The organism is Paenibacillus sp. GCM10027630, assembly GCF_042676305.1.
GTDB lineage: Bacteria > Bacillota > Bacilli > Paenibacillales > NBRC-103111 > Paenibacillus_S.
This window is the reverse complement of the sequence record NZ_JBHTGY010000056.1, coordinates 98,828-111,906: the sequence shown is the minus strand read 5'-3', so window position 1 is coordinate 111,906 and position 13,079 is coordinate 98,828. Positions and strand designations below refer to the sequence as shown.

12 protein-coding genes are annotated in these 13,079 nt (G+C 43.9%); 4 read left to right on the top strand and 8 right to left on the bottom strand.

Annotated elements, in window-relative coordinates; all coding sequences use genetic code 11:
- Nucleotides 1–148: 148 nt before the first annotated feature.
- The 4 genes from ACFQ0C_RS27685 to ACFQ0C_RS27670 form a co-directional block, all read right to left on the bottom strand.
- Complete coding sequence (locus tag ACFQ0C_RS27685) at nucleotides 149–1,165, bottom strand: aldo/keto reductase (RefSeq protein WP_379371481.1); 1,017 nt, start codon at nucleotides 1,163–1,165, stop codon at nucleotides 149–151.
- A gap of 256 nt (nucleotides 1,166–1,421) precedes the next feature.
- Nucleotides 1,422–2,921, bottom strand: coding sequence for an anti-sigma-I factor RsgI family protein (locus tag ACFQ0C_RS27680; protein ID WP_379371479.1), 1,500 nt, complete (start codon nucleotides 2,919–2,921; stop codon nucleotides 1,422–1,424).
- A gap of 17 nt (nucleotides 2,922–2,938) precedes the next feature.
- Nucleotides 2,939–3,733, bottom strand: a complete 795-nt coding sequence (sigI, locus tag ACFQ0C_RS27675; protein ID WP_258214183.1) for an RNA polymerase sigma factor SigI — start codon at nucleotides 3,731–3,733, stop codon at nucleotides 2,939–2,941.
- Between the two features lie 228 nt (nucleotides 3,734–3,961).
- On the bottom strand, nucleotides 3,962–4,390 hold the full coding sequence (locus tag ACFQ0C_RS27670) for a hypothetical protein (RefSeq protein ID WP_258214182.1): 429 nt from the start codon (nucleotides 4,388–4,390) through the stop codon (nucleotides 3,962–3,964).
- A gap of 356 nt (nucleotides 4,391–4,746) precedes the next feature.
- Between ACFQ0C_RS27670 and ACFQ0C_RS27665 the strand changes: the two genes are divergently transcribed.
- Both ACFQ0C_RS27665 and ACFQ0C_RS27660 read left to right on the top strand, forming a co-directional pair.
- The gene (locus tag ACFQ0C_RS27665) at nucleotides 4,747–4,962 is read left to right on the top strand and encodes a KTSC domain-containing protein (protein ID WP_258214181.1); all 216 of its coding nucleotides are present in this window, start codon (nucleotides 4,747–4,749) and stop codon (nucleotides 4,960–4,962) included.
- A gap of 318 nt (nucleotides 4,963–5,280) precedes the next feature.
- Nucleotides 5,281–7,245, top strand: a complete 1,965-nt coding sequence (locus ACFQ0C_RS27660; RefSeq protein WP_258214180.1) for a glycoside hydrolase family 15 protein — start codon at nucleotides 5,281–5,283, stop codon at nucleotides 7,243–7,245.
- Nucleotides 7,246–7,348: 103 nt separating this feature from the next.
- Here the strand turns inward: ACFQ0C_RS27660 and gcvH are convergent, their stop codons facing one another.
- The 3 genes from gcvH to leuB form a co-directional block, all read right to left on the bottom strand.
- A complete protein-coding gene (gcvH, locus tag ACFQ0C_RS27655; RefSeq protein WP_379371475.1) occupies nucleotides 7,349–7,732 on the bottom strand; it encodes a glycine cleavage system protein GcvH in 384 nt (127 codons plus the stop codon).
- A 106-nt stretch (nucleotides 7,733–7,838) separates the two neighbouring features.
- Nucleotides 7,839–8,387 (bottom strand): peroxiredoxin, encoded by a 549-nt coding sequence (locus ACFQ0C_RS27650; RefSeq protein ID WP_171651278.1) that lies wholly within the window; start codon nucleotides 8,385–8,387, stop codon nucleotides 7,839–7,841.
- 210 nt (nucleotides 8,388–8,597) lie between these two features.
- Nucleotides 8,598–9,677, bottom strand: a complete 1,080-nt coding sequence (gene leuB, locus ACFQ0C_RS27645) for a 3-isopropylmalate dehydrogenase (RefSeq protein ID WP_258214178.1) — start codon at nucleotides 9,675–9,677, stop codon at nucleotides 8,598–8,600.
- A gap of 202 nt (nucleotides 9,678–9,879) precedes the next feature.
- Between leuB and ACFQ0C_RS27640 the strand changes: the two genes are divergently transcribed.
- Nucleotides 9,880–10,455, top strand: a complete 576-nt coding sequence (locus ACFQ0C_RS27640; RefSeq protein WP_379371472.1) for a hypothetical protein — start codon at nucleotides 9,880–9,882, stop codon at nucleotides 10,453–10,455.
- 498 nt (nucleotides 10,456–10,953) lie between these two features.
- Nucleotides 10,954–12,150 carry an aminotransferase-like domain-containing protein gene (locus ACFQ0C_RS27635; protein ID WP_379371470.1) on the top strand — a complete coding sequence of 399 codons (1,197 nt, stop codon included), beginning with the start codon at nucleotides 10,954–10,956 and terminating at the stop codon, nucleotides 12,148–12,150.
- A 766-nt stretch (nucleotides 12,151–12,916) separates the two neighbouring features.
- On the opposite strand, the gene ACFQ0C_RS27630 is transcribed toward ACFQ0C_RS27635, so the two are convergent.
- Complete coding sequence (locus ACFQ0C_RS27630; protein ID WP_379371468.1) at nucleotides 12,917–13,027, bottom strand: YjcZ family sporulation protein; 111 nt, start codon at nucleotides 13,025–13,027, stop codon at nucleotides 12,917–12,919.
- Nucleotides 13,028–13,079: the final 52 nt, after the last annotated feature.

Below are 13,079 nucleotides of genomic sequence, written 5' to 3'. Positions count from 1 at the left end.
CTTCGGCAGCGGTATCCCCAACATCCCGCTCCATAATATGCAGGCTGGTTTCCAAATCATCCTTAACCATCAGCTGGTCTAAATCCATCGGTATGAGCCTCCAATTTGTACCTCACAGAGACGGGTTCTTCATTTCTCTGCTCAGCTATTAGCTATAGTACGAAGCCGCCTCTTGCACAACCTTCTGCATCGGTAGATGATACGGACATTGCTGCTCGCAAAGCGGCTTCTCCTTACAGGGCTCGTAATCAGCACAGGACATGATACTGTCCTTTTGCTTTTCAAAAAATCCTTCGCCTTTCGGAAGCAATCCGAATACATCGCGAATTTTGCTCGAAATCATAATATCCGGAATTTTTACATCAACGGGACAGGAGCAGTAATTACAGCGGCGGCAATTATGAGTTCCCAGCTGCAGTGCCAGCTCTTCCAACTCTTGACGCTCAGCTTGTCCAACTTCTTGCTCCATGGCTGCCAAGTTTTCTTTAACCTCATCCACGCTTACCATACCGGATATAATTACGTTTACATCCTGGCTGTAAGGGAAACGTATCGCTTTCTCAACCGGTTGAATAAATCCCCCTGACAGAGGCTTCATCGCTACCTTGCCCATTCCCATTTCCGTTAGCTTGGGAATCAGCTCATTCAATGCAAATGGTTGAGCTAAATTCAGGTGAAACAGAACCTGATCGAATTGCCCGTTACTGATCCATTTCGTCAGCAGCTCCGGTCTATGTCCAGTGATTCCAATAAATCTAACCTTTCCGGCTTCTTTCATCTCCAGCGCGGCTTTGTAAGCTCCGTTCTCATCCATAGCCGCTTTGTACTCATTAACATAGTTGACATAGTGAATTTGCAATAAATCTATAACATCGGTTTTCATGCGTACCAAGCTGCGTTCGATTTCTTCCTTAGCTGATGCGTAATCCCGCTTATTCGTCTTCGTTGCCAAAAAATATTCCGAACGACGGTGAGCTATCGTTTCACCGATAATTTCCTCGCTGTTGCGGTAGCCCGCCGCCGTATCGATATAATTGATGCCGTGATCCAATGCGTAATTTAGCGCATCTCCTGCTTGCTGCAACGGAACTCCTGGCAGATTCATCGCTCCGAATCCCAGAGCTGATACTCGATGACCTGTTTGACCAAATAAAGTATATCTCACGGCTTATTCTCCCCTATTCCCATATTAACTTATAACATCACTTCACTAAAAAAGCCTGCAATTCTCCCCGCCAATGAGCATGTTACAGATAGATTTTTTTAAATTTCCCTTACTCAATTTTCTATGTATATTCAAGTTCTCATTTTATCACACCCATCCATCGTCCGTCATGAAGGTCTGTAAATTTATACGTAAAAAAAGAGACACATCGGCCCTTATGGGCCTTTGTGTCAAGCATTAAGCAAGCAAGAAGCGTTTAGCGCTTATCATTCTTGTTATCCGTGTCTTTCTTGTTGTCCGATTCTTTTTTAGTGTCCGTTTCTTTTTTTCGATCATCGGCTTTATCATCTTTTTTCTGAGTCTCGTTCTTCTTTTCCAGCTCTTTTTTCAGATCATCTGCTTTCTTCTTATCATCGTTTTTTTTATCATCATTTTTATCGTCGGTTTTCTTGCTGTCCTGCTGTTTATTATCATCATTACGCTTGGGGTCATCTTTTTTGTTATCGTCCTTCTTACCGTCATCCTTTTTAGGATCATTGTCTTTCTTGTTGTCGTTTTTGTTATCGATTTTATTATCATTTTTGCTATCGTTCTTATTATCGTGCTTAGTATCGTCCTTACCATCATCCTTCTTGTTATCTACGGGACGAACAGCACCAGGAGACTGAGTTCCTGGTTTTGTAGTATCCGGCTTTGAAGTATTTGGTTTGGTAGTGGCAGGAGAGCCGCCGGTCTTTTTGTCATCCTTGCGGTCATCCTCTTTATTGTTGTTATTGTTATTGTTATTGTTGTTTCCAACAGCAGGCTTTTTCGGATCCGTTTTAGAGTTATCTGTTTTACCGTTATTGGTTGTATTCGTGTTCTTCCCGGTATCTTTATCTTTGGCTGCCCGTTCTTTCTTCTTCTCATCGAGCTTCTTATCCAGTTCGCCCGACTTCTCCTCCTCTATCAGCTTTTTTATAGCTTCCTTAGTCGGTACTTTCTCGGGCTGAATAACCGCGGATTTGTTATCCGAATTATCCTTGATGATTTTATGAATAGACTCTTTCTTTAAATCATCAACCGTCACTTCAACCCCGTTGCTTTTAGCGTTTAAATAAACGGAATATTTACCCATGGATACGCCGCTTTTGTTAGCTTCCGCGCGAATCTCCTGGGGCGCAGCGAAAGCCTCTACCTGGTAGGAGGCTGTCTGGTCAGGATGAGTTTGCTTAATATGCTCTGTTACCTGCTGCCGAAGCTTTTCAGCAATTTTCGCATCATCCACAGTACCTTTATCCAGGACTATTGAACTAGCGATTACAATGTCCGCTTCACCCTTAGACAGCGATTTCTGTTCAGCCTTGTCCAACAGGGAAGCTGTCACTTTCTCTAATGTCTTTCCTTTAAAATCAACCGCCTGGATCAGTTCCGATCCATCATCATTTAAGCCGCGAAGCTCGAGCACTTGCTCCTTCTCATCAATCCCCATCTCAACCGAAGGATTGATGTCGAGTGATACATAGGCAACGACTTCGGAGCTGCCTATTTTGCCTGCAAAACTGGCGAAAACTACGAGGCAGAACACGACCGCCGCAACCATTGCGGAACGGCCGGCTACAGACGGATTAGCCCAATTAACACCTGCGTCAGCATATAGAATTTCCTCGCCCACTTCGCAAGAACGGTTTTTTCTGGAAATCTTATCAAACTTGCCATCCTGACGCATGACTATGATGCTTTTATCCGTCATCTCCATGACGATGCCTTTATTCATTTGCTTCCCCCCACTCTCTATATAAGCTGTGTTTGATCCTTGATATGTAGATAATCCCTAAGGTACGGATAAGGACCATTATAAATTAAAGCAACAGCTATAATGAACTTGCGGTTACGCTCCAATGTCTTTCTAGACACCTCCACCAAATCTAATAATTCTTTGATTGGCAGCATCCGTTTCGTCAGCATGGTCCGCATTAAATCGGGATTCCCCGACAGCTGTCTGCCTATAGCAAACAAAGCTTGCCTGGAATCATCATGCTTGGGAGACGCGTCTACCAAATCCGCAAATTGAATGCCAAAATCAGATAAGCAACGGTTCAAATCTATTATTTCTCCTCGCCGTTCCTCCATCCCTTTTTGCTTCTCATAATGCTCAATAGCCTGATGAATTTCCACCGGATTTACAATGTTATCTTCATCATCCTCAACCTCAAAAGTGCTGTAAGGGGTCTGGTGTGCGAATCTCTGCTCCTTGCGGACATAGTCAATTAAGCGACGCCGTATGACCTGCTCCGCAAAACCGAGAAACGACCGCCCCGCCTCCGATGAGAATTGGTTAACGGCTTCATTGAAAGCACCCAAAGCAATGCTGAATTCATCATCTCTTGCAGGGTCTATATATCTTTTGCAAAAACGGCTCGTCACTTTCGCAACATACGGCTGATAATCCGTAATAAATTGATTGCGTAATCGTAAGTCACCTTGTTGAATTTGAAGCACCAGTTGTTCCGGTGGCAGCGAATCCGACGTTTCTGATGAGTGAGATTGACGTTTTCCGAGAAACTTCTTAAATAAAACAAGCAGCAATCGTTCCACCTCACACTATAGTTTTTCGCTGTGACCGCGATGATTATGGGGGTCGTTCTAGGTCTTCAGGCACATTATATTGTAAACTTTTAATGGCCGTCTCCGATCACAGACTTTTGTCTAATTTGGAGCCTCTCTGACATGAATATGTGAGAAAATTATGACTGTGTCAGAACAACTCGTCTGAAAGTAAAACAACGTCCCTATACGAGACGTTGTCAAGTCCGATTATGTTAAGCCTCGCGTCGTCTTTTTGTTCTTCAGCTTGTTTCTGCGCTTGCTTAGAATGTTCAGCCTTTTCTTAAGCTGTTCTTCCCATTCGACATCGTGCCATGTTTTGGCTACCATTAGCAGATCCAAAGACATATCAATCTGGCTTCGCACGACCTCCATCGGGTCCTCATTCTCATGGTTGACGCAGTTCTCATATAATTCCGCTTGACTGCGGGTATCTACATATTCCTGAAAGTCCACTTCCGGAGCTCCGTCCCCATGGGCGTATTCGGCTAAAATTTCGTATTCGCTTTCTACCATATGATGTACCTCGACACGATGGCATACAGGACAAAACAACAAAGGCACATTGTGGATCTGGGTACGAATATGCTTCAAGGTTCCTTGGGTTCCGATCATACTGGCGCCGCAGCAAAAACTCATAGAATCACGCCTCCTTGATATCTCCAGCAAAAAGCGATTTTTATTCTATTCTACCTGACCTTGCTGAAATCCTCTTTTTTTGTCGAAATGAACGTACAGTTAAATGTTTCCTTTTACTTGGTTTCCATAGGAAATATTATATTCATGAACTGCTGTATAATTCAAAATCTGTTGTGATAGCGCTTTACAGGGGCAAATTTTAAATGCCTATACTATAGACGGAAAATAGCTCCAAATGTTGCGGTCTAAACATGATTCAATAATCATAAATATAAACAGACGATGAAAATCCGTTGCCGGGCAGCTTCTGCACAGCATACGGATTTTTCATTCCCATCTTGAAGGGAGAGGGTCTCATGAAGTATATTCCCATCAGTTCCAAACAGATTGCCTATGTAAGCTACGACGACCAATCTTCGCAGATGCATATCCAGTATCATACGGGTCACAGCCATATTTGCGACAATATCGATCAAGAACAAGTACAGCAGCTGATACAATCCGATAATCCTTACGATTTAGTCATGCGGCTAACCCAACTTCAACGAGTTCCTAATATACAAACAACTTAACAGATCGTTGACCCTTAGCTTATCGTCGATGTATTGACTAAGTAAAATTAAACTCATATACGTCCTGCTTAGGGGCTTCCCTATCTCCGCTTTCGGGCAGGAGATTTTATTTTGTCCAAGAATCGAAATTAGCAAGTATAGTTCCTATTCATAGAGGAAATAGTAGAATTATAGAAATGGTTAAGGATAATAATGAAAATATTTTCAAAATTTCGTTAAGTATCCGTTTTCATCCGTTACTTAGGATTGACCATACAGGAAGAAAAAGGTACTCTAAATTGAAGAAGTACACTCCAGAAATAGAAGGATGTGGGTCGATTGCCAAGACAATTAGTCATCGGAAACGGGAAATTTTTGATCAACTTAGATCAGTACACGTATATGCGGGATTTATATTATCCTTATGTGGGCCAATTAAACCACATCGGCGGCTATCAATGTAGAGTGGGATTATGGGTTGATGGAGCCTTTGCTTGGCTAAGCGATCCGGAATGGGATTTTAATCTTTCCTATGTCGAGGATTCCCTGATCACCGAGGTTACAGCAACACATCCTCATTTGGGTATCACCCTTATTATTAACGATGGAGTTCATCAACGAGAAGATATTTACTTGAAAAGAATACAAATTCATAATGAGCGGGATACCGTTCGTGAGGTTCGTGTTTTCTTCAATCAGGATTTGGTTATCAATGAGACCGAAGTGGGGGATACGGCAGCTTATTACCCCTCTAACAATACCGTCTTTCACTATAAAAAGGATAAATATTTCATGTTTAGCGGCAGCACCGGACCCGATGGAGTTTTCCAATATACGACAGGTGTCAAAAGGTTTTATAATGCTGAAGGAACATGGAGGGATGCTGAAGATGGCCATCTGATGGGCAATGCCATTGCCCAAGGCTCTGTAGACAGCACCATCAGCTTCCGGCTGCATGTACCGCCGAACTCGAACGAAACGATGTATTATTGGATGACTGCCGGGAAAAACCTGGAGGAAGTCAAGAAGCTCGACACTTATGTTAAAGAGAGCCATCCCGGCAAGCTGCTGGATCGCATCAAAGTATATTGGCAGCGTTGGGTTAACAAATCAGAACGAGATTATGGCAATCTAAGTCCGGAGATTATTCGGATGTATAAGCAAAGCCTGCTCATTGTTCGTACACAAACGGATGTCAATGGTGCGATTATTGCAGCCAATGACTCTGATATCATGCAAAGCAACCGTGACCATTACAGCTATATGTGGCCTCGTGATGGCGCCTTAATCGCTTATGCGATGTCCATGGCCGGCTATCAAGGGATGATTACGCCTTTCTTCCATTTCTGTGCCAATGTTCTATCACCGGAGGGTTATCTCCATCATAAATACAATCCAGACGGAACCGTCGGCTCCAGCTGGCATCCTTACATTCATGCCGGCAATGAACAGCTGCCGATTCAAGAGGATGAAACAGCACTTGTCCTGTTTGCCTTGTGGCAGGACTTCCAGAAGCACGGTACTATCGAGCTTCCGCAATCCTTATATCGCACCCTGATTCGTCGTGCAGCTCGATTCATGTCGAGCTATATTGATCAGGATTTGAACCTGCCTAAGCCCAGCTACGACTTGTGGGAGGAACGTTATGGCATCTTTACGTTCACAACCTCCGCTGTATACGGCGGGCTGATCGCGGCAGCGAATTTCTGTAGTCTGTTCGGCGATGAGGAACGAAGCAGCCGCTACAGACATACCGCAGAGCGTATCAAGTCTGGAATTCTGAAGCATCTGTGGGATGAAGAAGAGCAGCGCTTTGTAAGAGGACTGTATCAGGAGAATGGTCAATGGGTAAGAGACCGTACTTACGAGAGCAGCGTATACGGAATATTCGAATTCGGCGTTTTGCCCGCTGATGACTACCGCGTTGTCAAAACGATGGAAGCAAACCGTGAGCATCTGACCATCAAAACCGATATTGGCGGAGTGGCCCGCTATTATCACGATTATTACTTCCAACGTTCATCCGACATTGAGAAAGTACCCGGTAATCCCTGGATTATCTGTACGCTTTGGATTGCGGAATGGGAAATCGAATATGCCAAAACGGTTGAGGACCTTGAAAAGCCGCGAGGCACACTGGAGTGGGTCGTCAAACATGCAATAGAAAGCGGCATATTGCCTGAACAGCTCGATCCTTTTGACGGAGCACCGGTTTCCGTAGCGCCATTAACCTGGTCACATGCCACTTATGTGCTGGCAGTGGTCAAGTATATGGAAAAATACAAGCAGCTTACCAAGAAATAATAACAAAGCGCCTAAACCTTACCACGACTTAAAACAAAAAAAGCCTCCATCGCACTGGCAGCAGTGACTTTGGAGGCTTCCTTGTTTATTCGTGTTCAAGCTTTTACTCATGTCCGTATGTATCTTCGTATTTCCGCGCATCCCATAACTGCTCAAGCTCGGCCGGGTCGGCAATTTCTATCACAATCATCCATCCACCACTATAGGGCGCCATATTAATCGCGCTTGGATCCGCTTGTAGTAAACGGTTAATATCCACTACTTTCCCTGACACGGGAGCATACATCTCCGATACAGTCTTAACCGATTCCATGCTGCCAAAAGGTTCTCCCGCTTTCAAAACATCGCCGATTGCAGGCAGCTCCACGAATACGATCTGACCTAGCTCCTCTTGTGCAAAATCAGTCATACCGATTACAGCGCGATTGCCCTCCACTCGAATCCATTCATGATTCTCGCTGTATTTTAAACTCTCTAATACTTCCACTCGAATGTCCTCCTGCCCATTTACAAAAATCCCTCTAGCTGCAGTATAGCAGACCAGAGGGATTTTTTAAAATATGATAAAGGCTGTTTAAATTTAGAAAGCCGGCTTATTGAGCTACCAGGTGCTTATCGCCTTTTTTCCAGTTCATTGGGCACAATCCACCGGATTGCAATGCTTCCAGAACGCGGAAAGTTTCTTCTACGCTACGGCCTACATCGTTGTGGTTGACCACTTGATATTTTAATTCGCCTTCAGGGCTGATAATGAACAAGCCGCGAAGCGCGATACCGTCTTCTTCAATCAATACGCCGTAATCGCGTGCAACTTGTTTAGTCAAGTCTGCGCCCAACGGGAAGTTCAATTTACCAAGACCATTGCTGTCAACAGGAGTGTTGATCCATGCGCGGTGGGTATGTACGCTATCAACAGAAACGCCAAGTACTTCAGCGTCCAATTTCTTGAACTCATCATAGCTTTCGCTTAATGCTGTAATTTCTGTAGGGCAAACAAAAGTGAAGTCAAGCGGATAGAAGAACAAAACCAACCATTTACCTTTATAATCGGATAAAGAAACCTTGCCGAAGCCTACACCGTCTCCATTAGCTGTTTCAAGTGTAAAATCCGGAGCTTGCTTAGCTACCAAACGTTCTGCCATCTGCTTATTTCCTCCTTTTATTACTAGAGATTATTCGATTAAAATCGTAACATTCGACCTCTTGAAAGTCAATATTATAATAATTACTATTTAATAATAATTATAATTTACTGACTATTTTGTGAAATATAAGTTTAATATCATACAAAGTAAAGACCCTTAAGCATTCTTGACCGAATGGACCTAAGAGTCTTCACTAAGCTTCCGCCCTTATTTTCTAATAGCGTTCACGATCAAGTCACCCATGGCTGTTGTTCCAATTGCTTTGCTCTTGTCAACAGCGATGTCACCCGTACGATGACCGGCATCCAACACCTCTTTTACTGCACGTTCAATAGCTTCGGCTGCATCGTGGTAACCGAATGTCAAACGGAACATCAATGCTACGGAAAGAACGGTTGCGATCGGGTTGGAGATCCCTTGGCCTGCAATATCCGGTGCAGAACCGTGTACGGGCTCGTACAAGCCGAATGCGCCTTCGCCCAGGGAAGCGGATGACAGCATCCCGATGGAGCCTGTCAACATAGCTGCTTCATCACTCAGAATGTCGCCGAACATGTTCTCAGTAACGATTACATCGAAGCTCGATGGGCGGCGAAGCAATTGCATCGCACAGTTATCAACCAGAATGTGCTCAAGCTCTACATCCGGGTAGTCTGCGGAGATACGAATAACGGTTTCTCTCCACAAGCGGGATGTTTCAAGAACGTTAGCTTTATCAACGGAAGCGAGTCTCTTGCTGCGCGTGCGGGCAATTTCGAACGCTTGGCGAGCAATGCGCTCAATTTCTTGCACGTTGTATACGCAAGTGTCAACCGCTTCTTCACCGTGCGCACCCTCGCGGCGGAACTTCTCGCCGAAGTAAATGCCCCCAGTCAATTCACGGACAACGATCAGATCCGTTCCTTCCAATACTTCAGGCTTCAATGTGGAAGCATCCTTCAGACAGTCGAAAATAACTGCTGGGCGAATGTTGGAGAACAAGCCCAACTCTTTACGAATGCCGAGCAATCCTGTTTCAGGACGAAGCTCCTTCGGATTGTTGTCCCATTTCGGACCGCCTACAGCGCCTAACAGAACTGCATCCGCTTTTTTACAAAGCTCCAATGTATTTTGCGGCAAAGGGGTACCTGTCTCATCGATTGCGATTCCGCCAAATAAGCCGTGCTCGGTTTCAAAACGGTAGCCAAAAATCTCTTCCGTTTTCTTCAATACTTTTTCCGCTTCAGCGATAACTTCAGGACCGATACCGTCTCCTGCAATAACTGCGATTTTTTTTACATCCGCCACTTATATTCACTCCTATTTCATAAAGTTATAGATAATATCCTTTGTACCATAATTAGCCGTTCATTACAAAGATATAAAATCTATGATCTTAATAGGAAAAAACAATAAGCTTTCAGGACGGCAGCTTTCGAATACCTATATTTATTAACACCCCGCTTCATTTATGGTAAAATTAGGTTAACTCATACTAGGTGGTGGCTCCATGGACGTGCTTCGACTAAGAAAACTAAGAACTACACAGTTCATTTTAGTCAATTCCTTTATATTGATAGCGACAATTTTATTTACTTTTATCATTCATGTTTATTCTTTGGTAGTTTTTCAACGTACCTTGGGCGTTATCATTCTTATCCTGGCCGTAATGAATATTATTTCCAAAACATTGAACTATAATTTGTTCGGATTATTCCCAGCAATGAGAGAGCTCATTACTTACGAAGCGAAAAAGCTCGGAAAGGAATTTACCAAGGTTAGATGGACTCAAGTTTCAGCACAGCTGTTTGTGGCATTGATGATGCTGGCTCAATCCTTTTTTATGCAGCTTCCACCAACCCTTATAACCATTCAGGATATGATGCTGTTCACTATCCCAGTCCTTCTTCTCACAATAATCGGCATTAATATCAGCCTGGTCTACCATGTAAAAAAAATAGATAAAGGTACTACAGAATCGCTGAAGGGCTATAATTCCAAATCCATCCTGATCGGTCTGGCAATAGGAATACCTTTGGGGCTTTTATCCATAATAGCCAGTTTTCTAATTGTTGCGTTTATGTAAGCTCATAGGGTCATCAATAGGTAAAGGAGAGATATACAGATGCTCAATAACATATGGACCCCAAGCTCCATTATCGTCATTTCCCTCCTCTTTGTTATCTTAGTCGTCTTTGTTTTTGTTAAAATCCGTAAACGGCGGAATCCTGGTAATCCATTTGCAAAAAAACGCTCTTCCAGACTTAATCGCTCTGCGGCATCTGCTTCATCCGGTAAATTGCCCCCTTCCAAACAACAGCAAAGCTGTTCTTACTGTAAGCGCAAGGTTAATCCGAAGGAGCTGACTTTCTATTCTGGAGTCGAAAAGGTGGTTGGGGTCTGCCGATCCTGCAAACCCCAAGCGGAGCGCCAATCTTTACTAAGACTTTAATCGCCTTTCGAACGGCTTCCATTGCTTCGCCTTACGAACTATATTCCATGTTGTTTTATCGCTATTAAAGGATTAAAATGATAGTTATATTGTTTAATCAGGAATATTATTTCAGGCTAAAGGAGCATCTATATGGATTACCGTTTCTCCGATACTATTGATAGCTTTAAATCTTCTGCTGTAAGAGAAATTTTGAAACTCACTCAAGGAAAGTCCATTATTTCACTAGCCGGCGGACTGCCGAATGAGCAGTATTTTCCGATCGACGCTGTGCGTGAGGCTTTTTTGCGTGTCTTCGAAGAAGGAAAGCAGGTCTTGCAGTACGGCCTAACCGAAGGCTATACACCGCTGCGGCAAAGCATCGCCAAGCACATGGAGCGCAAGAACATCCATGTCGGCGTAGACGATATGCTGATCACGACCGGTTCCCAGCAAGCGATTGATTTGCTTACCCGCGTCTACATCGATCCAGGCGATATCATTCTGGTGGAGCGCCCGACATATCTGGCAGCCATCCAAATCTTCCAGTCCCACAAAGCGAGAATTGTTTCGGTAGATGGTGATGCGGACGGCATGAATTTAATCGATTTGGAACAAAAAATCAAGCAGTATAACCCTAAAATGATCTATGTAGTTCCTACCTTTTCCAACCCAGCGGGCAAAGCTTGGAGCCTCGAGCGACGTCAAGGAACATTGGATATTTGCAAACGTAACAATGTGCTTATCCTCGAGGATGATCCATACGGAGAGCTTCGATTTGGCGGCGGAGAAGCAATGCCCTCGATCTTTTCATTAGACAAGCATCCGCATGGCAGTGCCGTTTTGTATACAAGCACCTTTTCTAAAATCGTAGCACCTGCATTACGTACCGGCTGGGCAATCGGCGATCCTGACGTTATTCGTCAGATGACCCGTGCTAAGCAGGCTGCCGACCTGCATTCCAGTACGATGGATCAGCAAGCCTTGCATCAGCTATTCGAACATTTCGATCTATATTCACATATCGATCTGGTCCGCAGCGAATATGAAACTCGGATGCGCCAGATGGCTGACCTGCTGAATCAGCAGAGCTGGCCAGGACTCCACTGGAATGAGCCCAAAGGTGGTATGTTCATCTGGATAGAACTAGCAGAGGAAATCGATACGGAGAAGCTGATGAAGCTGGCTGTTGAAGAAGGCGTTGCATTCGTACCGGGCGTAAGTTTCTTTGCAGATGAGCCCAAAAGAAATGCAATGAGACTCAACTTCACCCATACGGATTATGAGCAGATGAAAGAGGGCTTTGCCCGATTAGACCGCGCTATTCAAAAAATGCTGCAAACCGTATAAAGGGTTGTCCCAAAATTCATTTTGGGACAGCCCTTCCGGCATTTTATCCTGAATATCGAGTTGCAAAGAGACCTCCATTAAAGGTTCTTTTGCACATTCTATGGGATTCACTCACTCACTAGGGTTTACCCTTTTGAGATAACTCTTCTTGGGTATGCTCAGCGAATAGCAAATGAGATGAGGTCGCTTTCCAGCGTATGCTAATTGTGAGGTTCGGGGGTTTGTTTACAGCATTGTATGGCAGCCAAGCGAACCCCACGCAATTAACAGGAAAATGTCACGTTATTTTCTCCAAAAAATAGCGTTCCAAGCGCTATAACTGGAATTTCTCCCGCTAATTCTAAGGATTTTGGCTGATATCATCCCCATCACCTAGATTAGCTGGAGTTTTTCCAGTTGTATTGCTTTCAACCGATATCCAAGCTGGATTAACGGGAGGATTTCCATCTAACATCTTTCTTTCGGCTGCCGTAAGAATATTCTGGTCTCCTTTACATTGAGAGCAACCTTTGAATATCTGTTATCTGTTTTCGCTCATGACTTAAGCAACATTAGAAAGGGTATTTTCACTTTATCGCTGTAAAGCAACTTAAACTTTCGTATATTTTAAGAGAAGCTTAGATCAAGCCCTCTCGATGAAGATACATTCGTGTCTGACTACAAATGGAAAACCCCCGGAATACCCGAGGGTTCATGCCATACTGTATGGTTGGTCCCTAGTCCATTTGCGAAAATAGCCTTAGAAGACCAACTTCATAAGACATACTTAGATCCAGGCACGCGAAACGATAACCAATAGAATGAACAAAACCAAGATCACGCCAGTGCTAGTGAAAAAACCTCCGCAACTTGCACCTACTCCAGCTGCCAATCCCATAGATCTCATCCTCCCTTCTTAAAGGAACTTCTTTATGGTATGTGACCATGTA

Bases quoted from the DNA above. Each gene is read 5' to 3' on its own strand.
- ACFQ0C_RS27640 (WP_379371472.1), top strand. From the start codon at position 9,880: ATGGACGTGCTTCGACTAAGAAAACTAAGAACTACACAGTTCATTTTA.
- ACFQ0C_RS27670 (WP_258214182.1), bottom strand. From the start codon at position 4,390: ATGAGTTTTTGCTGCGGCGCCAGTATGATCGGAACCCAAGGAACCTTG.
- ACFQ0C_RS27680 (WP_379371479.1), bottom strand. From the start codon at position 2,921: ATGAATAAAGGCATCGTCATGGAGATGACGGATAAAAGCATCATAGTC.
- ACFQ0C_RS27635 (WP_379371470.1), top strand. From the start codon at position 10,954: ATGGATTACCGTTTCTCCGATACTATTGATAGCTTTAAATCTTCTGCT.
- ACFQ0C_RS27650 (WP_171651278.1), bottom strand. From the start codon at position 8,387: ATGGCAGAACGTTTGGTAGCTAAGCAAGCTCCGGATTTTACACTTGAA.
- ACFQ0C_RS27665 (WP_258214181.1), top strand. From the start codon at position 4,747: ATGAAGTATATTCCCATCAGTTCCAAACAGATTGCCTATGTAAGCTAC.
- ACFQ0C_RS27630 (WP_379371468.1), bottom strand. From the start codon at position 13,027: ATGGGATTGGCAGCTGGAGTAGGTGCAAGTTGCGGAGGTTTTTTCACT.